The following is a 20,722-nucleotide window of genomic DNA, read 5'->3' as shown; positions in this document are numbered from 1 at the left end:
ATCAACAAGGACGAAGAAGCGCCGATTTTCAGCGTGGCGGATTACGGTCTCGTCGACGATCTCTTCACCGTCGTACCGGCACTTGTCGAAGCACTCTGACAGGGCGGCTGCAAGGGCTAACTCCTGTAAGCGCCTGCAGCCTGCCTGACTTTTCAATCATCGAGCGCGAAACGACATGAATCCCGAGACTCCCGAATCCTTCGATGCCTGGGTCGGCCGCAGCGAGGACAGCGCGGACCGGATTACCCACGCTCCCATCCGTCTGCTGCAGGCCACGCTGGACTACGCGCAGGCGTCCGCGCTGCCCACTACGCTGCCGCCGCTGTGGCACTGGCTGTACTTTCTGCCCGGCGAGCGCCTGTCCAACCTCGGCGTCGACGGCCACCCCAGGCGTGGCGGCTTCCTGCCGCCCGTCACGTTGCCGCGCCGCATGTGGGCCGGCGGGCGGCTGCGGTTCCTGCGTCCCGTGGACGTGGATGCGCCCGTGCAGCGCCGCTCCACGATCAGCAGCGTACAGGGCAAGTCCGGCCGCAGTGGCCAACTGGTCTTCGTGACCGTGCTGCATGAAATCAGCGACGCTCGAGGCGTCGCGATCCGCGAAGAGCAGGACATCGTGTATCGCGACGCGCCGCCGCCCGGCGCAGCCGGCGCACCGGCGTCCCAGCCGGCACCGGCCGACGAGCAGTACTCCCGGCTCATCACCCCCGATCCGGTACTGCTGATGCGCTTCTCCGCACTCACCTTCAACGGCCACCGGATCCACTACGACCGGCCCTACGCGATGCAGGAAGAAGGCTATCCTGGCCTGGTGGTGCATGGTCCGCTGATCGCCATGCTGCTCATGGAAGAACTGCGCCGCGCGCATCCCGACAGGATCATTCGCGGCTTCGAGTTCAAGGCGGCCAGTCCGTTGTTCGACACCGCGCCGTTCACGGTGAACGGCAGGCTCGAAAGTCATACCGCGCGCCTGTGGGCACGCGGCCCGCAAGGCCAGTTGGCCATGCAGGCCAGCGCCGAACTGGCATAGCGGCGTAAGCCTGCACGCCGCGCGCGTGATCGCGCGCATCGAGGCCGATATCCCACCATTGCGCGCCGCCGGCGCGATCCGAACCATGTCCATACTCCTCTCCCCGGTACATCACGCACGCAGTTTTCTGTTCACGCCTGCCAGCAGGCCCGAGCGGTTTGCCAAAGCGCTGGCTTCGGAAGCCGATTGCATCATCATCGACCTCGAAGACGCTGTCGGCGTCGATAGCAAGGACAGCGCTCGCGCGCAACTCGCGCAGCATCTCCCGCTAATGACGCCCGGGCAACGCGCGCGCACCGTCGTGCGCGTGAACGCGATCGGCACACCGTGGCACGAAGCGGACATCGCGCTGCTGCGCGACTGGACCCACCAGGACGTCACCGTGATGCTGCCCAAATCCGAGGATGCGGACGCGTTGCGCCACGTCGCGGACCAGCTCGGCCGGCACGCGCGCCTGATCGCGCTGATCGAATCGCTGGCCGGGCTGGATGCGGCCAACGCGCTGGCGAGCGCCCCTCAGGTGGTGCGGCTCGCCTTCGGTCATCTCGACTTCCAGCTCGACCTGGGCATGCGCGCTTCACCCGATGAACCGGAGCTGGCCTTTGCGCGCAATGCCCTGGTGGCCGCCTCGCGGCGCGCCGGGTTGCCTGCGCCGATCGACGGCGTGACCACCCGCACCGACGACGCCGAGCGCCTCGCGGCCGACACCCGGCGCGCGCGCGCGTTCGGTTTTGGCGGCAAGCTCTGCATCCATCCGAATCAGGTCGTCGGCGTGAACGAGGTCATGGGCGATACCGAGGACGAGAAGGCCTGGGCACACCGGGTGATCGAAGAAGCCGCGAAACACGGCGGCGCGGCTTTCCGCCTGGACGGCCGCATGGTGGATCTCCCGGTCATTCGCGCAGCCGAGGCGATTGTCGAACGCACGCGACGATGATCGCGTTGCGCTGCCCGACTGCCGCTGGTTCACCCGGCTCGCGTGAATTCATCTAGACCGGCGGCACGTCCGGCGAAGTCGAGAAATGATGCTGGCGGATCTTCCATTCGCCATGCCGCGCCGCGATCACGAGGGTCGTGCGCAAACGCGAGCGGGACGTTTTGCCGTCACCGAGCACGAACAGGAATTCACCGTAGCCCTGCGCGAGAAAGCAGTCGTCGCCGAGCGGGATGAAATGCTGCTCCACCAGGTCCAGCGTAGCGGACCTGATCACATCGTCGTACGACGCAAAGTATTCGCGAATCGCATCATGTCCGGCGGCGTGGCCCGGCCTGCCGCCGAAGAACAGCGCATTCTCCGTGTACACGTCGGCCAGCGCATCCGGATTCCAGTCTCGCGCGGCCGCATTCCACGCGGCCTGCACGACGGCCAGCGCGGGGCCGCAAATGTCGCTCGCTGCAGACATCCTGTTCTTCTCCTCGTTTCTCAAACCGCAAGCTATCGTTGCCGGTTTCGTGACCGATCGATCCATGCGTCGATTGCGCGACCCGGCGCTCAAGGCTCGCAATCGACGTCGCTCAGGATAGCGGACAGCGTCCGCGCGGCAGCTTTCAATTGAGGAGCCACGCGCCGACGGATTGCGGTCATGTCCGGCTCCAGTTCCACCGCTCCGCAATTGAGCGCCATCAACGTGCGGGTTCGGCCGACTTCGATCGGCAATGCAATGCCATACGCGTTGCGTTGATATTCGCCGACCGACATGCATACCCCCGATTGCGTCAGATCGTCGAACGCCGCGTCGAGGTTTTCGCGGACCGTCTCCGCTTCGTCACCGGCCGCTTCGAGCAACTCGGCGATCAATGGCTCGCGCACCGCATCCGGCAGCGCATGCAGATAGGCGCGCCCCACCGCGGTCGACGCCATCGGCAACAGCGAACCGACGCCGAGGCGCAGCGTGGCGATCTTCGAACTCGCTCGCCACGCGATATACACCATGTCGAGTCGATGCGGCACCGCCAGCGCAACCGACAGATGCAGCTTGTCCGCGAGCTCCTGCATCACGGGCGCGGCCAGCCGCGTGACGGGATTCGCCTCCAGATACGCGTGACCGATGCTCAATGCACCGGCGCTGAGTTCGAACTGGCTCCCTCCGGCGACCCTGCGCAGATAGCCGATCGAGATCAGGGTCGTCGTCAGACGCGATACCGTCGCCTTCGCGAGACCGGTGCGCCGCACCAGCTCCGCGTTGGACAATGGCGCGCGGGCCGCGCGGAACGCATGGAGTACCTTCAGTCCACGTTCGACGGTCAGCGTCACGCCGTTTTGCTTGCCGGTCCTGTTCATGTTCGCGTCAGTCGATAATGGCTGCCTGCTCCTGCAGGTGCTGTGCCGCCGCGACCAGCCTCGGCCCGAGTTCCCGTTCGACCCGCGCCCGCCCCAGCCGGGCGCTGCGCCCAACACAGGCAAGCACGAGCGGCGTGTGATCCGCAACGACCAGCGGCACCGCGAGAATCGTCAGGTCCGGCTCCCATTCGCCGAGCGACATGCAATAGCCGACGTTATGCAACTGGGAAATGCCTTCGCCGATACGGCGGCGCAGCGCGGGCCAGTCGCGTCCCGCCTTGCGTTCGATGTTGCCGAGCAGATAGAAGCGTTCGAGTTCCGGCAATGCGGCAAGCAGCGCCCAACCCATCGGCGACGACGCGATGCGCAGGCGCGTGCCCGCATACAGACGAAGATCGACCGAGGCCGGCTTGCTCGCGCACGTTTCCAGCACGATCACGTCGAGACGGTCGCGCGTGCCGAGCATCACATAGGTTTCGTTGGCGTTCGCAAACGCCTGCATTTCGAGCCGCGCAAGCATCTGCACGTTGGAATGCGCGATCGCGGCGTAGCCGAGCGACAGCACGGGCGCGGCAAGCCGATACTTGCGGCGCTGCGGGCAATGATGAAGATAGCCGAGCGCAACGAGCGAGCGGAGCATCCGCGACATCGTCGGCGCGGGGATGCCGGTTTCGATCACGAGTTCCTGATTGCCGAGCCACGGCTCGTGCGGCGAAAACGCGGACAGTATCTCGAGGCTCCGCGCCAACGGAACGACCATCGCGCGAGATGCGGGCCGGCCGTCCGCACGCTCGCTGTCCGCGCTCGACGCACCCCGCCAGCTCGCGCCTGCCTGCGCTGACAAGGGCGGCGCTGTCCGATTTGACTGTGGCGACATCGACTGCTCCGTTTGTCTCGATTTAGCCCTGAAAGAGGCGATGACTCGCATCACCGGTACTTCCGATGTCTGGCATTACACGAGCGCGGTGGAAACGAGTCAATTCGCAGCGTGGACTCCTTCCGTACTTTGAAATGATGGCGGCAACGGAATCAGTGCCCCGATCGGTACGGTCTCGGGCATTCCGGGAAAGAACACCTGCCCCCGATCAGTCAAGGTACGGAACGTCGGATCGAGTACATGGCAACACGACAGCTTATCGGGCGTCGCGTATCAGATTGCGGGCGATCACCAGTTGCTGAATCTGGGTCGTGCCTTCGTAGATACGGAACAGGCGTACATCGCGATAGAAGCGCTCGATACCGTATTCGGCCATGTAGCCCGCGCCACCGAAAATCTGCACCGCGCGATCGGCCACGCGACCACACATTTCCGACGCGAACAGCTTCGCGCAAGATGCCTCGGTACTGACGGGCAGTTTGTCGTCGCGCCGGCGCGCGGCATCCACCACCATGCAGCGGGCCGCATAGATTTCCGCCTTGCTGTCGGCCAGCATGGCCTGGACGAGCTGAAAATCGGCGATCGGCTTGCCGAACTGCTTGCGCTCCATCGCATACGACAACGCCATCGACAACATGCGCTCGGCCACGGCCACGCATACCGCGGCGACGTGGATGCGTCCCTTGTCCAGCACTTTCATCGCCGTCTTGAAGCCCTGGCCTTCCTTGCCGCCGATCAGATTGGCAGCCGGCACGCGCACGCCCTCGAAGATCACGTCGCAGGTATGCGCGCCTCTCTGCCCCATCTTCCTGTCGCGCTTGCCGAAGCTGATGCCGGGCGTATCGGCGTCGACGATAAAAGCGGAAATGCCGCCCGAGCCCTTGTCGTCCGGATTGGTGCGGGCCATCAGCGTGAAGATGCCCGCCTGAGGCGCATTCGTGATGAAGCGCTTGGTGCCGTTGACCACGTAGTCGTCGCCGTCCCTGACGGCGGTGGTGCGAAGCGATGCCGCGTCGGAACCGGCTTCCGGTTCGGTCAGCGCAAAGGAGGCGATCAGTTCGCCGGTCGCGAGGCGCGGCAGGTACTTCTCCTGCTGCTCGGGGGTGCCGTCGAACAGGATGCCCTGCGAGCCGATGCCCACGGTGGTGCCCAGCAGCGAACGAAATACGGGTGAAGCGCGGCACAGCTCGAACACCGCCAGCACCTCTTCCTCCATGGTCAGCTCGAGACCTCCGAAGCGCTCGGGAATGGTGAGGCCGAACAGACCCATTGCCTTCATGTCGGCGACGATGTCCGCGGGAATCTCGTCGGTTTCGGCAACCCGTTCCTCGTTGGGCACGAGGCGCTCGCGCACGAAGCGGGCAATGGAATCGAGCAGGCCGTTGAGCGTTTCTTGATCGCGAATCATGTCGGTACGCCTGAAAAGGTAAAGAAAAGAAAACGACCCGATGCTGCCCCCGGCAGCCGCTGCAACGCAATCGCTTCGCCGCCCTTGTTCCGAAGGATGAAATCGCGCCGGCGAGGCTGATGCCGGCGCCGGCGAACGGAGCGTCCCATGCATCTGCCAAGGTACGGAACAGTGTTCGTCGATCCGTTGACCTGCTATCGCCGCGGTTCCATCGTACGAACTCGAACCCACCGCCGACACGTTTGCCATGCCGCTGCAACCCGATTACCTGCTGTCCCGCTTCTTTCCGCCCATCGAGCATGCGTACTCGCCGCGCGATACCCAGCTTTACGCCCTCGGCGTGGGTCTCGGAACCGATCCGCTCGACGCGGGGCAATTGCGTTACGTCTACGAAGGCAAGGATGGTCAGTCGCTGCGCGCGCTGCCGACCATGGCGAACGTGCTCGCGTATCCGGGCTTCTGGGCGCGCGAAGCGGACACGGGCATCAACTGGCAAAAGATCCTGCACGCCGAGCAGGAGATCAGGATTCACGCGCCCTTGCCGGCCAGCGGCCGCGTCAAGGGCACGACGCGTATCACCGGCCTGTGGGACAAGGGCGAAAGCAAGGGTGCGTTTCTCCAGCAGACGCGCGACATCACCGATGCCGAAACAGGCCGCCTGCTGGCTACCGTGGTGCAACTGAGCCTGTTGCGCGGCGACGGCGGCTTTGGCGCGGGCGGCAGCGCAGGCGCGCCGCCCGCGCCCCATGCGATGCCCGAGGGCGAGCCGGACCAGGTATGCGATCTGGCCACGCCCGCGCAACTGGCGCTGATCTATCGCCTGAGCGGCGACCTGAATCCCCTGCATGCGGACCCGTCCGTCGCGGCGGCCGCGGGCTTTGCGCGCCCCATTCTGCACGGCATGGCCCTGATGGGCGTGGCCGCGCACGCCGTGCTGCGCACGGTGCTGGACTACGACGACACGCGCTTTGCGGGCATGCGCGTGCGCTTTACCGCGCCGGCATGGCCCGGCGACACATTGCGCACCGAGATGTGGGTGCGCGACGGCACGGTTTCGCTGCGGGTCACGGCCGTGGAGCGCAACGTGGTGGTTTTGACTAACGCGCGGGTCGATCTGCGCTGATCGCAATTCTTCAGGAGACACACATGGATCTGGGTTTGACCGGCAAAGTCGCCATCGTCACCGGTTCGGCACGCGGCCTGGGCGCCGCCACGGCGCGCCGGCTCGCGCAGGAAGGCGCGCAGGTCGTCATCACCGACATCAACGCCGAACTGGCGCAAGCCACCGCCGCCTCGCTACAGAACGACGGCCTCGCGGCGCATTGCATCGTGGGCGACATCACCCGCGAAGCCGACGTGCGGCGCCTCGTCGATGAAACCGTCGCCCACTTCGGCGGCGTGCACATTCTGGTGAACAACGCCGGCGCGCCGCGCGACAAGTACCTGGTGAAGATGAGCGAAGACGACTGGGACTTCGTCATGACGGTGATGCTCAAGGGCGCGTTTCTGGCCGCGCGGGCCGTGATGCCGCACTTCATCGAGCAGGGCTGGGGCCGCCTCATCAACATCAGCTCGCGCGCGTATCTGGGCAACCCCACCCAGGCCAACTACTCGGCCGCCAAGGCCGGCCTGATCGGCATGGCCAAAGCGCTGTCGATGGAAGAAGGCCGCTACGGCATCACCGCGAACTGCGTGGCGCCCGGCTTCATGGAAACGGAAATGGTGCAGGCCCTGCCGACCTACGAAACGATCAAGGAACGCGCGGTGGCCGCCCAGCCGATCAAGCGCGTGGGGCGACCCGACGACATTGCCGACGCGGTGGCCTTCCTCGCCAGCGAACGCGCCGGCTTCATCAGCGGTGAAGTGCTGCACGTCACCGGCGGACGCTACGGCTGATCCGGCGGCGGCACGACGAGTAACGATAGCTGCCAGCGCGTGACAGACGAGCGATGGCGGCGGCATATTCATGACAGTCAAGAGGCATTCGAAATGAAACGAGCAGCCATCGTCTCCCCGCTGCGCACCCCCGTGGGCGCGTTCGGCGGAGCGTTGAAGGGTGTTCCCGTCGAGGAACTCGGCGCCACCGTCGCGCGCGCCGTGGTGGAGCGCAGCGGGCTCGACCCCGCGCGCATCGACGACGTGGTCTTCGCGCAGAGCTACGCGAGCGGCGAGACGCCGTGCACCGGGCGCTGGGTGGCGTTGCAGGCGGGCTTTCCGATCGAGGTGGCGGGCATGCAGTTGGACCGGCGCTGCGGCGGCGGCGTGCAGGCGCTGGCCACGGCCGCGATGATGGTGCAGACCGGCGCGGCCGACGTGGTGATGGCCGGCGGCGTCGAAAGCATGAGCAACGTCGAGTTCTATACCACCGACATGCGCTGGGGCAAGCGCGCGGGCTCGGTCACGATGCACGACCGGCTCGACCGGGGCCGTGAGCGCTCGCAGCCGGAAAGCCGCTTCGGCCGCATCAGCGGCATGATCGAAACCGCCGAGACGCTGGCGCGCGAATATCGCATCACGCGCGACGCCTCCGATCGTTTCGCCGCGCGCAGCCACCAGCGCGCCGCCGCCGCGCAGCAAGCCGGCTATTTCGATGCCGAGATCGTTCCCGTTTCCGTCCCGCAGCGCAAGGGCGATGCGCTGGTGGTCAGGCAGGATGAAGGCGTGCGCGGCGAGACGACGCCCGAGAGCCTGGCGCGGCTGCGCACCATCATGAAAGACGGCGTCGTCACCGCGGGCAATGCGTGCCAGCAGAACGACGCCGCCGCGGCCTGCCTGATCGTGGCCGAGGACAAGCTCGACGAACTGGGTCTCACGCCGATCGGTTGGCTGGTCGGCTGGGCTGCGGCCGGCTGCGACCCCGCGCGCATGGGCATCGGTCCCGTGCCCGCCGTGCGCAAGGTGCTGGCGCGCACCGGCCTGAAGTTCGACCAGATGGACCTGATCGAGCTCAACGAAGCCTTCGCGTGCCAGGCGCTGGCCTGCGTCGCGGGCTGGGGCAGCTCGCTGGAAGCGCTCGACGACAGGCTCAACGTGAACGGCTCGGGCATCTCGCTCGGCCACCCGGTGGGCGCGACGGGCGTACGCATCATGAGTACGCTGCTGCATGAAATGCAGCGCCGCAAGGCCCGCTATGGACTCGAGACGATGTGCATCGGCGGCGGCCAGGGCATCGCGATGATCGTCGAACGCGCCGCATGACAGACAAGGCAGGAGACCGAAGATGAGCAACCATGAATCCGGCAATGCGTGGCAACCGGGCCAGCGCGAGCTGCAAAACGCCGGCGTCGTGAAGCTGATGCGCGCGCTGGACGTGCCGTCGTATGACGAGCTGCTGCGCGTGTCGATCGCGGAGCCCGAGCGCTACTGGAACACCGTGATGCGCGAATGCGCGATCGCCTGGGACGAGCCGCCGCGCGGCTATGTGAACCTGTCGCGCGGTCCGCAGTTTCCCGGCTGGTTCCCCGGTGGCAGGCTCAACTGGGTCAACACCATCTATGCGTGGGCCCGGCGTCCCGCCACGGCGGGGCAAAAGGCCGTGGTGGCCGAACGCGAGGACGGCAGCGTCAACACGCTGACCTATGCGGAACTGGAGCAGCGCGTCGGCGATTTCACCGCGGGACTCGCGCGGCACGGCGTCGGACAGGGCGACCGCATCGGCCTCCTGATGGAAAACGGCATCGAGGCGACCATCTCGCTGCTGGCCATCGTGCATCTCGGCGCGCTGGTCGTGCCACTGTTCAGCGGCTTCGGCGTCGATGCGATCGTGGCCCGTCTCGCGGCCGCCGAAGCGCGCATGGTGATCGCTTCCACCGGCTTTTCGCGCCGGACTAAACGCGTGGACGTACAGGGCGCGCTGCGCGACGCATGGCGCCAGTTGCCGCTGCTCGAACACGTGATCTGGAAGCGCGGCGAAGGCGACACCGTGCAGGATGCGCGCGATCTCGACTGGCAGGAAACCGCGACCGCGGCCCAGGGCCACGGCAGCGCCGCCGTGTCGGTCACGCCCGATACGCCTTTCATGGTGATCTTTACGTCGGGCACCACGGGCAAGCCCAAGGGCGTCGTGCATACGCACGGCAGCTTCCCGATCAAGATCGCGCACGACTCGCTGATCCACTTCGACGTGCATCCCGGCGACGTCTATTGCTGGCCCGCCGACATGGGCTGGATCGCCGGCACGCTGGTGCTGGGCTGCGCGCTGCTGCGCGGCGCGACGCTGGTGTGCTACGACGGCGCGCCCGATTATCCCGACTGGTCGCGCATGTCGCGCGTGGTCGAACGGCACCGCGTCACGCACTTCGGCTCGGCCCCCACGTTGATCCGCGGGATGGCCAGCCACGAGGAACTGGCGCTCGAGGGCGACCGCTCCACAGTGCGTCTGCTGATCACGGCGGGCGAAGGCATCGCGCCCGAGCATTTCAACTGGTTCCTGCAGCGCTTCGGCGACGGCACGGCACCCGTCATCAATTACACGGGCGGCACCGAGGCATCGGGCGCGCTGCTCGCGAGCGTGCCGATCCGTCCGATTCCGCCGAGCGGCTTCAACACCGTGTCGCCGGGCGTCGCCGCGGACGTGGTCGACGCCGATGGCCGCAGCGTAACCGGCGAAGTGGGTGAACTGGCGATCCGGGCGCCCTTCGTGGGCATGACGCAATCGTTCTGGCGCGACGACAAACGCTATCTGGAGACCTACTGGCAGACCATTCCGGGCGTCTGGGTGCATGGCGACCTGGCGCTGCGCACGCGCGACGGCAACTACTTCATGATGGGCCGCTCCGACGACACGCTCAAGGTCGCCGGCAAGCGCCTCGGGCCGGCCGAGGTCGAAGAGGTCGTGCTGGAGTTGCCCGCGGTGGCCGAAGCGGCCGCGATCGGCGTGGCGGATGCCGACAAGGGCCAGAAGCTGGTGGTCTTCGTCGTCCCCAAGCCCGATGCGCACGTCGCGGGCGCGGATCTGGAGGCCATCGTTTCCGGTCACGTCGACCAGCGCCTCGGACGCCCGTTCCGGCCCGGCCGCGTGCATGTGGTCGAGCAACTGCCGAAAACGCGCAGCTCCAAGATCATGCGGCGCGTGATTCGCAGCGTGTATTGCGGGCTGCCGCCAGGCGACCTGTCGTCGCTGGACAATCCCGCCGCCATCGACGAAGTGCGCGCGGCGGCAACCGCCACCTGAGTCGCATGGAGTCCTGCCCCGGGCCGGCACCGATCGGCTCGAGCCATACAACGGGTGCGCTCGCGTGAAGCGCAATCGGAATGGCCGCATGAGTGCTCATCGATCTCGCATGCGGCCGACTTATACGCAAACAAACATGAAAGTACTCGAAGGCATCAAGGTTCTCGATTTCGGCCGCTTCATCGCCGGGCCGTTCTGCTCCGCGCTGCTGGCCGACTATGGCGCCGACGTCATCCGCATCGACCGTGTCGGCGGCGGCGAAGACCGCTTCATCGTGCCCGTGACCGAACAGGGCGAAGGCGCGCTGTTCCTGCAGGTCAACCGCAACAAGCGCTCGATAACGCTGGATCTGGACAGTCCCGAGGGTCGCGACATCGTGCGCAAGCTGGTCCGCGGCGCCGACGTGGTGATCGCCAACATGCCGCCGCGCACGCTCAAAAGCCTGGGGCTGGATTACGAAAGCCTGCGCGAAATCAGGCCCGACATCATCCTCGTCGCGTCCAATGCTTTCGGCAACAGCGAGGCGGTGCGCGACCGCGTGGGTTTCGACGGTGTCGGCCAGGCCCTGAGCGGCGCCGTGCATATCGCGGGTACGCCGGACCGGCCGCAAAAGGCGATGGTACCGGTGGTGGACTTCGCCACGGCCTTCTCCTGCGCGCTCGGTGTGATGCTGGCGCTGTACGAACGCCAGCGCAGCGGCATGGGTCAGGAAGTCAGCGCCTCGCTGCTTTGCACCGGCCTCAACCTCGCCAGTGGCGCATTGATCGAAGAAGCATTGCTGGGACTCGATCGCGAGGCGACGCTGAACCGCGCGTCCGGCTACGCGCCCTCCGATATCTTCAAGGCCAAAGATGGCTGGTTCATCACCCAGGTCATCGGCCGCCCCATGTTCAAGCGCTGGACGCAACTCGTGGGCCGGCCGGAATTGCTCGACGATCCGCGTTTCGCCGACGATACGCTGCGTGGCGAGAATGGCGAGTTCCTGAGCAATCTCATGAGCGAATGGTGCGCGGACAAAACCCTGGCCGAGGCATTGGCCACCCTGGAGCAGGCGCGGATTCCGGCGAGCCCCGTCAACTCGCCGCGCCAGGCGCTCGAGGACGAAACCATCAAGGCGTCCGACGTGATCCGCTGGATGGACTACCCCGGCGCGCCGAAGAAGGTGCCTATTTTCGCGACGCCGGTTTCACTGTCGCGTACGCCGCCGGAAATCCGCACCCGGCCGCCGCTGACGGGAGAACACACGGATGAAATCCTGGCAGGCCTCGGTTTCGATGCCGCGACGATCGCCGATCTGAGAGCACGGAAGATCGTCTGAGCGGGCCGCGCTACAGATCGTAGCGAACCTCGCTCAGGCGCTCCGTCAATTCGACCGCCGCCGCCTTGAGCATCGGTATCACGCGGTCTCTGATCGCTGCGATATCCGGCTGCAACTCGGCCCCGCCACAGCTCAGCGACATCAGCGTCCCGGTTCGCCCTATCCTGACCGGCAACGCGATACCGTAGACGTTGCGCTGATACTCGCCGAACGACATGCAAACGCCGGATTGGCGTAAATCCTCGAACGCCGCGGCAATGCCGGTTTTCATCTGCCCGGCGCGCGGCCCGGCCGCGTCCGCCAGCAACTGAACGTACCTGTGCCGCTCGTCGCCCGGCAGCCCCCAGAGCCATGCCCGCCCGATCGCCGTGACACCCATCGGCAGCAGCTTTCCGACGCCCATGCGCAACGTCGCGATCCGCGCACTGGCGCAATGGGCGATATACAGCATGTCGAGATGGTCCGGCACCGCCAGCGCGATCGACACGTCGAGCCGGTCGGCCATGCGCTGCATGACCGGATGCGCGCGGTGCGCAACCGGATTGGTCGCAAGAAACGCCTGCCCGATGCCGAACGCGCCCGAAGCGAGCTCGAACTGTCGCCCGCCCGCGACCCGTCGAATGAAGCCCGCGTGAATCAACGTCGTCGTAAGACGCGAGACGGTCGCGCGGGACAGCCCGGTCATGCGGGCCAGCTCGCCGTTGGTCAATGCCGCGCGCTCGGCCCGGAAGGCTCGAAGCACCTGCAAGCCGCGCTCGAGGGTCATCGTGACCGGGACGCATTCTGACATGTCGACTCCTGACGGACGGTGCAATGCAAACTGCCGGAACGGCAACGCCCGCTATGCGGCCTCGGTCCCGGTGGACAGGGACCGGCGCAACGCCCGCGTCGTCGCGACCAGCCGCAGCCCCAGCTCGCGCTCGATGTGCGTCGGGGTCTTGCACGTCGCACGCGTGACGCAGGCGAGCACGAACGGCGGATGTTCGGGTATGCAAACCGGCGCGGCCACGCAGGCCAGCCCCGGCTCCCATTCACCGCGCAGCATGCAGAATCCGAGGTCGTGCACCTGCGCGATCTTCTCGGTCATGCGCCGCCGCACCAGGGTCCAGTTGTGGACCGCGCGCCGCTCGATGCCGGTCTGCAGGTAACAGCGCTCTGCTTCCGGCAGCGCCGCCAGCAGCGCCCAGCCCATCAGCGACGACGCGATCTGCATGCGCGTACCCGGCGGAAAGCGCAGATCCAGCACCGTGCGGCGCGCGACGCGCGTCTCGAGGACGATCACGTCGAGTTGCTCGCGCGTGCCGAGCAACACGTAGGTATCGGTGGCCTCGGCCAGTTCTTCCATCGCGGCGCCCGCGACCTGCTGGACGTCGGAATCGGCGGCCGCCGCATAACCGAGCGACAGCGCGGCGGCCGCGAGGCAATACTTGCGGCGCGCCTCGTCGTGCCATAGATAGCCGAGCGCCACCAGCGAATGCAGCAGCCTGGACACGGTCGGCATCGGAATGCCGGTCGCGAGCGCAATGTCCTGATTGCCGAGCCACGCCTTCTGCTGGCCGAACGCCGACAGTATCGACAAGCCTCGCGCGAGCGGCATCACCATTACGTCGGGTTCGACGGCGGCGTCGCGAGCCGCGGGGCGCGTGCCTGCCGCAACGGCTGCGCTTCGACGCAGCGCGGGCGCGTCGCCCTGGTGTTGCGCGTCGCGGCTAAGCGCGGTTTGCATGGAGTCCTCCTTTGGCGCGATGCCTTTGGTCCGATGGGCAACGCGATCACTCGCGTCATGACCACGCAGCCGCCATGAAAGACGGCCGCCCGACCGCGATGGCGCGTGCGCGGCTCATGCCCGAGGTGACGAGCGCTTCGTCCGTCGTGATTCTTTCGTGTGGGATATCGCGTGATCGCGGGACTTCGCGGGATTCAAGCTCCCGTTCCAATGGCTCGCCATAGGGAACAGATATGTCTCCTGAGATCATCTTCGTTTTGCTGGATATTGAATGGCGAAATCACCCGAATGGCAATTGGAAACGGCAGCCTGTTCCGTGCTTCGGAATAGGCCCGTGTTCGTCGGGTCAGTCCTCGAGATGACGCAACGGATGCGCGTGCGCCGGCCACGGGCTGACGAACATGTGCTCGACGTCGGCCACGCTCACGTCCTCGATGCGGCCGATCCGCCATACCGGCGCATCGTCCTTGTCGATGATCCGCGCGCGCACGCCTTCGACGACATCGCCGCGCGCGAACGTCGAATGGGTCAGGTCGAGATCGCGCCGCAGGCAGTCCGCCATCGTGCCGCCGCCTCGCGCGACGACTTCGAGCGACACCGCCATCGACAGCGGCGAGCGCCCCCGCATCACGCCGATCGTCTCGTCGGCCCATGCCTTCGCGGCGGGGTCCGATTCCGCCTCGAGCGACGCGACGATCGACGCGACGTCGCGTTGGCCGAAATGCCGGTCGATCCACGGTCGCGCGACCGGCAGCGCGACGAAGCCAAGGCCAGCGTTGAGGTCGGCGCCCGCGATACGATCCGGCCGGTCCGCCAGCCGGCGCACGAACGCCACCACGTCCGCGCCGTCCCTGAATGTTTCGGCCCGCAACCGGTCGAGCAGTACCGGCACCTCGTCGGCGTCGATGCGGATGTCCGCGAGTCCCGCGTACAGCGCATCGCGAGCGCCGATGGTCACGCCGGTCACCGCCAGATAGCGGCCGATGGCACCGGGCGTGCGCGACAGGAACCATCCCGCGCCGACGTCGACGAACAGGCCGATGCGCGTTTCGGGCATCGCCATCCGCGTGGCGCCGGTCACGACCCGCAGCCCGCCCGTGCAACGCGCGCCCTGCGCAATGCCCATGCCGCCGCCCATCACGACGCCGTTCATCAGCGCGATGTAGGGCTTCGGGTAGCGGAATATCGTGTGGTCGAGCGCGTACTCTTCGGTGAAGTAGGCGCCGATTGCGGCTACGTCTCCGCGCATCGACGCGTCGTACAGAAACCGCACGTCCGCGCCCGCGCAGAATGCGCGGGCGGCCGAACTGGACACCACGACGGCCCGCACATCCGTACGTTCCCGCCATTGATCGAGTGCGGCACGCATCGCGCGGATCATCGGCAGCGACAGCGCGTTGAGTACCTTCGGCCGATTCAGCACGATGAATCCAATGCCGTTTTCGACCACCGCATGCAGCGGTTCATCGTCGGGTTCAAAGACAGACATATTCGGATCGCTCTGTTGTCGGGAACATGGATCGATGCGCGGAAGCTGGGTCATACGGCGTCGAGCAGATCCCGCATGTCGGCATAGAACGGCTGATGCGCACTCATCCCGCCGTCGACGACCAGCAGTTGCCCGGTAATGAACCGCGCCTCGTCGCTGACGAGAAACGCAACCGCATTCGCAACGTCGTCCGCGCGCCCCGGCTCCGGTGTCAGTTGATGTCGCTTGAGCGACTCGCGCAGCGCCGCCGGCAAGCCGCGGCCGGCGGGCCGCTCGCCATCGAACTGGATCAGGCCGGGCAGCACCGCATTGCAGCGAATCCGCCGCGCGCCGTACTGGGTAGCGACCGCGCGCGTCAACTGGTTGATCGCGGCCTTCGACGCGCCGTAAGCGGTCGACGTCAGCTCCCCGGCGATGCCCGACAGCGAAGACGTATTGACGATGCTGCCGCCGCCGCTCGCGAGCATCGGCCCGATCGCATGCTTGCATGCGATCATCTGGCCGCGTGCGTTCACCTGCATCGTCTGATCCCAGAGTTCCGCCGTCAGCGAGCAGACGTCCTTGTCGCTGGAGACCAGGTGCATCGCGGCCGCGTTGTTGTGGACGATGTCGAGGCGGCCGAAGCGGTCGACCGCCATGCGGATCGCGGCCGCGATCCGCGCCTCGTCACGAACGTCGCAGCACACGGGCACTGCCTCTCCGCCCGCCCGCGCGATATGCGCGGCCGTATCCGTCACGCGGGCCTCGTCGATATCTGCCAGCACGACGCGCGCGCCGCGTTCGGCAAGCCGGCGCGCCGACGCGGCGCCGATTCCGGTCGCGCAGCCGAACACCACCGCGACCCGGCCCTCCAGATTGCAGAACGATCGAAGCTCTTTTGACATGAACCAGCCCTCAATGCCGCGACAGCGCCTCTGACGTCGCCGGATGTTCCCGTCCGGCGCCGCGCACGCGCGAGCGGCCGACGATGCCCTGCGGGCGCACCGCCATCAGCACGATCGCGACCGCGCCGAACAGCACCAGCCGCCACGTGCTCGCGAATCTCAGCAACTCCGGCAACAGCGTCCACAGGATCGCGCCCAGCACGGGGCCGCGCCACGATCGCGTACCGCCGATCACGACCATCAACAGCAGCGCGAGGCTGATTTCGAAGCTGCCGTCCTGCGGCGTGATGATCGTGGTGCTGCCGACGTAGAGCGCACCGGCGACACCGACCGTCCCCGCGCCGAGCGCGAACGTCGCGCGGCGGATCGCCCGCACGTCGATGCCGAGCACCAGCGCGACGTCGGGATCGAAGCGCGTGGCGGCGGCCAGCGGATAGTTGAGCGACCGGTCCCAGCGCCACACCATGAAGACGGCGCACGCCAACGTCCCGAGCGCGAGCGGCAGCGTGGTGTACATCGCGACGCCGCCGAGCCCGAACTGCCCGTTGAAGAAATCCAGATGGCCGATCAGCTCGACGACCGCGCCGCCGAAACCGAACGTGGCGACCGCGAAGTAGATATCGCGCAAACGAAGCGTGACGAGCGAAAGCAGGTAGCCGGGCACCGCGCCGCCGAGCCCTCCGGCAAGCAGGTACACGACGGCGGGCGCGTCGCAGTGCAGCGCGGTGAGCGCCGCGACATAGCCGCCGAGGGCGAACAATGCGCCATGCCCGATGGACAGTTGTCCGGAAGACAGCGTCACGTAGTAACCGAGCGCGGCAACGCCGTTGATCGCGATCAGGATCAGCAAATGATTCCAGTCGATGAAAAGCATCTCAGCCCGCCCTCCGGTATGTCCGCCTGAAGATGCCTTCCGGCAACGCCAGAAGGATCACGAAGAAGAACGTGAACTGCACCAGCATCACGTAATCGGCGCCGAGGTAGGCGGTCGTCATCGTTTCGAGGATCCCGAGCGCGAACGACACGAGCACGGCGCCCTCGACACGGCTCGCCCCGCCGATGATCGCGGCCGTCAGCGCGGTCAGGCTGAAGGTCGCGCCGAGACTGGGCGTCAGGTTGCCGTATTTGAGGCCGAGCAGCACGGCGGCGAGGCCGGCCAGCGCGCAGCCGCCCGCAAATGTCGCCGAACGCACGCGGCGCACGTTCACGCCCATCGCCGACGCCGTTTCCGCGTCCTCCGCGACCGCCCGCACCAGCGAGCCGGCGCGGGTTCGCTCCGTGAAGTACTTCAGCAACAGGAAGCCGATCGCGAGCACCCCGACCGACGCAGCCGAAATCACGCTGACGTCCACGTTGCCGACGTGGAACAGCGACGCCGCCGCCGCATCGTTGGCGACCGGTTGCGCGTCCGGACCCGCGAGAATCTGCACGCCGTTCGACAGAATCAGCCCGACACCGATGGTCGTGATCAGCGTCGCGCGGTGCCCGCCGTGCAACGCCGGGCGAATCGCCACGCGCTCCACCACGACGCCGATCACGATCGACACCAGAATCACGAAGGCCGCGCACAACAGCAGGTCGGGCGACACCGCGCGATGGAACCACACGAAGCCCGCATACGCGGCCGCGATGAAGATCTGTCCTTGCGCGATACTCAACACGTCGAGGACCGAAAAAATCAGCACGATGCCGAGCGCGACGAGCGCGTAGGTGGAGCCGATCGTCAAACCGTTCACCAGTTGACCGAGAAGGAGTTCCAAGGCGTTTCTCCCGATTCGTGGGGGTATAGGCAGACCCTAGATCACACCCAGATACGCGTCGGCCACGGTCGACGCGTGCCTCAGCCCGGCGGCCGTGCCGCTCGCCACCAGTTTGCCGGTTTGCAGCACGTACGCGCGATCCGCGATATCGAGCGCCATCGTCGCGTTCTGCTCGACGAGCAGAATCGTCACGCCCGACTCGCGCAACTCGCCGATCACGCGAAAGACCTCGTCGATCATCATCGGCGCGAGCCCGAGCGAGGGTTCGTCCATCAACAGCACTTTCGGCGTCGTCATCAATGCGCGGCCCAGCGCGACCATCTGCTGCTCGCCGCCGCTCAGCAGCGCGCCGGATTCGTTCATGCGAGTACGCAGCGCCGGAAACCGCCCGAGCACCTGTTCGAGCCGCGCGTGCTCCGGCACCGTCGAGCGCGAAAGCCGGCTGCCCATCAGCAGGTTCTCGCGCACGCTCAGGCGCGCATAGACCTTGCGCCCTTCCGGCACCACGCCGATTCCCTCGCGCGCGATCCGGTGCGGCGCCAGTCCGTCGAGGCGCCGGCCGTCGAGATGAATCTCGCCGCCGACGAGCGGTACCAGCCCGGTAATCGCTCGCATCAGGGTGGTCTTGCCGGCGCCGTTCGCGCCCAGAATCGTCACGATCTCGCCACGCCGTACCTCGATCGACACGGCATCGAGCGCGGCCACGGCCCCATATCGCACGCTCACGTTCGACAGGCGCAGGTCAAGCGGGCTGCTGTTCATACGTGCGTCGCTCCCTTCGCTTCCCGCCGCGCGCCCAGATAGGCTTCGATCACGGCCGGATCGTTTCGAACCTCGTCGGTCGTGCCGCATGCGATCCGCGCGCCGCGATTGATCACCGTGATGCGCTCGACCATGCGCATCACGAAATCCATGTTGTGCTCGATCAGCACGATCGCGACACCGAAGCGGCGATTGGCCGCCGTCAGCAGCGTCGCGAACTCGTCGACCTCGGCCGGATTCATGCCGGCCGCCGGTTCGTCGAGCAGCACGAGTTTCGGTGACGCGACCAGCGCCCGCGCGATTTCCGTGCGGCGCTGCATGGAAAACGGCACCGCCTTCGGCAAGCTCGCGCGCAACGATTCGGGCACCTTCATCAGGTCGAGCACTTCGTCGGCAGCCGCGCACGCGGCGTGGTTCGACGCGCGCGCATCGAACCACAGACGCGTCAGCGCACCGAACCGGCGCTGATAGCGGAACAGCATGCCGGCGGCGGCGTTTTCGCGAAGGGTCAGTTCCTCGGTCAGGCGCACGCGCTGATAAGTGCGGCCGATACCACGGTCCGCGACGCGATACGGCCGCACGTGCGTGATATCCGCACCGTCGAATGTCACGCGCCCGGCGTCCGGATCGACCATGCGCGTGATCACGTTGACGAGCGTGCTCTTGCCCGAGCCGTTCGGCCCGAGCAAGCCGACGATCTCGCCCGCCCTGACGTCGAAATCCACGCCGGCCAGCGCCTTCACGCCGCCGAAACTGAGCCGGACCTGCTCGACGCTGAGAAGCGGGCCGCGTCCGGGTGCGTCGCTGGTGGTAGTCGATGCGCTCATGAATGCATCACTCCAGCGGAATGTCCGCGATCTTCTTCAGCGCGCCGCCGTCCATCACCTCCACGAGCGGCACGGTCTTGCGGATCGCGTCGCCCCGGCCGGCGTAGGTGATCGCGCCCGTCACGCCCTGATAGTCCTTCGTCGCGCCGAGCCCGTCGCGCACCGCCTGGCGGCTCACCTCGTTGCGGGTCTTCATCGCGTTCACCATCAGCCTGATTGCTTCATAGCCGTACGACGCGAGCGCGCTCGGCGCGGCCCCGAAGGATTTCCTGAACGCGGCAGCGAACGCCGACGCGGCGCCACCCGAGCCGTCGACATAGCTGCTGTACGAGTACACCCCTTTGCTCGCCCCTTTCGACACCACGTACACCGACGACGTCACGATGCTCGCGTCGCCGACGATGGGAGTCGTGAGGCCGGCCTGCCGGATCGCGCGAACCAGCGGGCCGTCCGTTGCGGACAGCGCCCCGATCACGAGCAGATCCGACGAGCGCTGGATCTGCGTGACGATCGCGGCATAGTCCTGGGTCGACGACGGAAACGCAATGCGCTGGACCTTCACCCCCTTCGTTTCGGCGGCCTTCTGCCACAGGTTGCCGGCGTCCACGTAGGCCGCGTTGTCGCTGTAGGTGAGAATCGACACCGACTTCGCGCCTTTCGCCGCGACGACCGAATCGAGCAGCGGCCCGAGCACGGTCGGCATCGCCTGATTCAGGCGGAAGGTCCAGTCGTTGAATTTCAGGTTCGGCACGCCCGGAACCGAGCCGCTCGATGCCGGCGCGAGGATGACGAGCTTGCTGGCCGCCGCGAGATTCGTGACCGCGCCGAGTTCCGCCGCGTTGATCGGCCCGAGGATCGCGACCACGTCCGGATTGCGCGCGTAGCCGCCGAACAGTTGAACCGCCTGCGCGGGCGCGCCGGTCGTGTCCTGCACGTCGAGCCTGAGCTTGCGGCCGAGCACGCCGCCCGCGGCGTTGACCTCGTCGACGGCAACCTGCGCGCCGTGCTGGACGTCGACACCGATCCCACCGGCCGGGCCGGTCAGCGAAAGCGGACAGCCGATGACGATGTCGGCCGCCGTCGCGCCGGCCGAATAGAGGAAGGCGGCGGCCACGACCGCCATGACGGACAGTCGGCGGCGTGCCTGGCGAATCGGAAAAGTCATCCTGTTCATGCGTGTCTCCTGTCTG

20 protein-coding genes and 1 pseudogene are annotated in these 20,722 nt (G+C 66.9%); 8 read left to right on the top strand and 13 right to left on the bottom strand.

The features are described from left to right. The 3 genes and pseudogenes from QM685_RS24175 to QM685_RS24165 all read left to right on the top strand — a co-directional run. Positions 1-99: pseudogene (locus QM685_RS24175) on the top strand (electron transfer flavoprotein subunit alpha/FixB family protein); the annotation flags it as partial. A 76-nt stretch (positions 100-175) separates the two neighbouring features. Next, positions 176-1,027, top strand: a complete 852-nt coding sequence (locus tag QM685_RS24170) for a MaoC family dehydratase N-terminal domain-containing protein (protein ID WP_415120101.1) — start codon at positions 176-178, stop codon at positions 1,025-1,027. A gap of 85 nt (positions 1,028-1,112) precedes the next feature. Then, the gene (locus QM685_RS24165) at positions 1,113-1,964 is read left to right on the top strand and encodes an HpcH/HpaI aldolase/citrate lyase family protein (RefSeq protein WP_415120117.1); all 852 of its coding nucleotides are present in this window, start codon (positions 1,113-1,115) and stop codon (positions 1,962-1,964) included. Positions 1,965-2,016: 52 nt separating this feature from the next. Here the strand turns inward: QM685_RS24165 and QM685_RS24160 are convergent, their stop codons facing one another. The 4 genes from QM685_RS24160 to QM685_RS24145 all read right to left on the bottom strand — a co-directional run bounded on the left by QM685_RS24160 (position 2,017) and on the right by QM685_RS24145 (position 5,593). Beyond that, positions 2,017-2,430 carry a YybH family protein gene (locus QM685_RS24160; RefSeq protein ID WP_415120099.1) on the bottom strand — a complete coding sequence of 138 codons (414 nt, stop codon included), beginning with the start codon at positions 2,428-2,430 and terminating at the stop codon, positions 2,017-2,019. 89 nt (positions 2,431-2,519) lie between these two features. Beyond that, positions 2,520-3,308, bottom strand: a complete 789-nt coding sequence (locus tag QM685_RS24155; RefSeq protein ID WP_415120097.1) for an IclR family transcriptional regulator — start codon at positions 3,306-3,308, stop codon at positions 2,520-2,522. A 7-nt stretch (positions 3,309-3,315) separates the two neighbouring features. Then, positions 3,316-4,152 (bottom strand): IclR family transcriptional regulator, encoded by an 837-nt coding sequence (locus tag QM685_RS24150; RefSeq protein WP_415120095.1) that lies wholly within the window; start codon positions 4,150-4,152, stop codon positions 3,316-3,318. Positions 4,153-4,441: 289 nt separating this feature from the next. After that, the gene (locus QM685_RS24145) at positions 4,442-5,593 is read right to left on the bottom strand and encodes an acyl-CoA dehydrogenase family protein (protein ID WP_415120093.1); all 1,152 of its coding nucleotides are present in this window, start codon (positions 5,591-5,593) and stop codon (positions 4,442-4,444) included. 247 nt (positions 5,594-5,840) lie between these two features. On the opposite strand from QM685_RS24145, the gene QM685_RS24140 reads away from it, so the two are divergent. The 5 genes from QM685_RS24140 to QM685_RS24120 all read left to right on the top strand — a co-directional run bounded on the left by QM685_RS24140 (position 5,841) and on the right by QM685_RS24120 (position 12,084). Then, positions 5,841-6,716 (top strand): MaoC/PaaZ C-terminal domain-containing protein, encoded by an 876-nt coding sequence (locus tag QM685_RS24140; protein WP_415120091.1) that lies wholly within the window; start codon positions 5,841-5,843, stop codon positions 6,714-6,716. A 23-nt stretch (positions 6,717-6,739) separates the two neighbouring features. Then, complete coding sequence (locus QM685_RS24135; protein ID WP_415120089.1) at positions 6,740-7,489, top strand: SDR family NAD(P)-dependent oxidoreductase; 750 nt, start codon at positions 6,740-6,742, stop codon at positions 7,487-7,489. 93 nt (positions 7,490-7,582) lie between these two features. Then, on the top strand, positions 7,583-8,791 hold the full coding sequence (locus QM685_RS24130; protein WP_415120087.1) for an acetyl-CoA C-acetyltransferase: 1,209 nt from the start codon (positions 7,583-7,585) through the stop codon (positions 8,789-8,791). 22 nt (positions 8,792-8,813) lie between these two features. Then, positions 8,814-10,766 (top strand): AMP-binding protein, encoded by a 1,953-nt coding sequence (locus QM685_RS24125; protein ID WP_415120085.1) that lies wholly within the window; start codon positions 8,814-8,816, stop codon positions 10,764-10,766. A 136-nt stretch (positions 10,767-10,902) separates the two neighbouring features. Further along, positions 10,903-12,084 (top strand): CaiB/BaiF CoA transferase family protein, encoded by a 1,182-nt coding sequence (locus tag QM685_RS24120; protein ID WP_415120083.1) that lies wholly within the window; start codon positions 10,903-10,905, stop codon positions 12,082-12,084. Between the two features lie 10 nt (positions 12,085-12,094). On the opposite strand, the gene QM685_RS24115 is transcribed toward QM685_RS24120, so the two are convergent. The 9 genes from QM685_RS24115 to QM685_RS24075 form a co-directional block, all read right to left on the bottom strand. Then, positions 12,095-12,874: an IclR family transcriptional regulator gene (locus QM685_RS24115; RefSeq protein ID WP_415120081.1), complete on the bottom strand. Its 780-nt coding sequence runs from the start codon at positions 12,872-12,874 to the stop codon at positions 12,095-12,097. 51 nt (positions 12,875-12,925) lie between these two features. Beyond that, on the bottom strand, positions 12,926-13,810 hold the full coding sequence (locus QM685_RS24110) for an IclR family transcriptional regulator (RefSeq protein WP_415120079.1): 885 nt from the start codon (positions 13,808-13,810) through the stop codon (positions 12,926-12,928). 346 nt (positions 13,811-14,156) lie between these two features. After that, positions 14,157-15,299, bottom strand: coding sequence for an enoyl-CoA hydratase/isomerase family protein (locus tag QM685_RS24105; protein WP_415120077.1), 1,143 nt, complete (start codon positions 15,297-15,299; stop codon positions 14,157-14,159). 50 nt (positions 15,300-15,349) lie between these two features. Further along, entirely contained in the window at positions 15,350-16,183 is an 834-nt protein-coding gene (locus tag QM685_RS24100) for an SDR family NAD(P)-dependent oxidoreductase (protein ID WP_415120075.1), read from the bottom strand. Positions 16,184-16,193: 10 nt separating this feature from the next. Further along, entirely contained in the window at positions 16,194-17,057 is an 864-nt protein-coding gene (locus QM685_RS24095) for a branched-chain amino acid ABC transporter permease (RefSeq protein WP_415120073.1), read from the bottom strand. Position 17,058: 1 nt separating this feature from the next. Further along, a complete protein-coding gene (locus QM685_RS24090) occupies positions 17,059-17,943 on the bottom strand; it encodes a branched-chain amino acid ABC transporter permease (protein WP_415120071.1) in 885 nt (294 codons plus the stop codon). A 36-nt stretch (positions 17,944-17,979) separates the two neighbouring features. After that, positions 17,980-18,705 carry an ABC transporter ATP-binding protein gene (locus tag QM685_RS24085; protein WP_415120069.1) on the bottom strand — a complete coding sequence of 242 codons (726 nt, stop codon included), beginning with the start codon at positions 18,703-18,705 and terminating at the stop codon, positions 17,980-17,982. Beyond that, a complete protein-coding gene (locus QM685_RS24080; RefSeq protein ID WP_415120067.1) occupies positions 18,702-19,532 on the bottom strand; it encodes an ABC transporter ATP-binding protein in 831 nt (276 codons plus the stop codon). The genes QM685_RS24085 and QM685_RS24080 overlap by 4 nt, the downstream gene beginning before the upstream one ends. Positions 19,533-19,539: 7 nt before the next feature. Next, entirely contained in the window at positions 19,540-20,706 is a 1,167-nt protein-coding gene (locus tag QM685_RS24075) for an ABC transporter substrate-binding protein (protein ID WP_415120065.1), read from the bottom strand. Positions 20,707-20,722 lie beyond the last annotated feature (16 nt).

Source organism: Paraburkholderia sp. (assembly GCF_047605525.1).
Taxonomy (GTDB): Bacteria; Pseudomonadota; Gammaproteobacteria; order Burkholderiales; family Burkholderiaceae; genus Paraburkholderia.
This window is presented reverse-complemented; position numbering and strand designations above follow the sequence as displayed.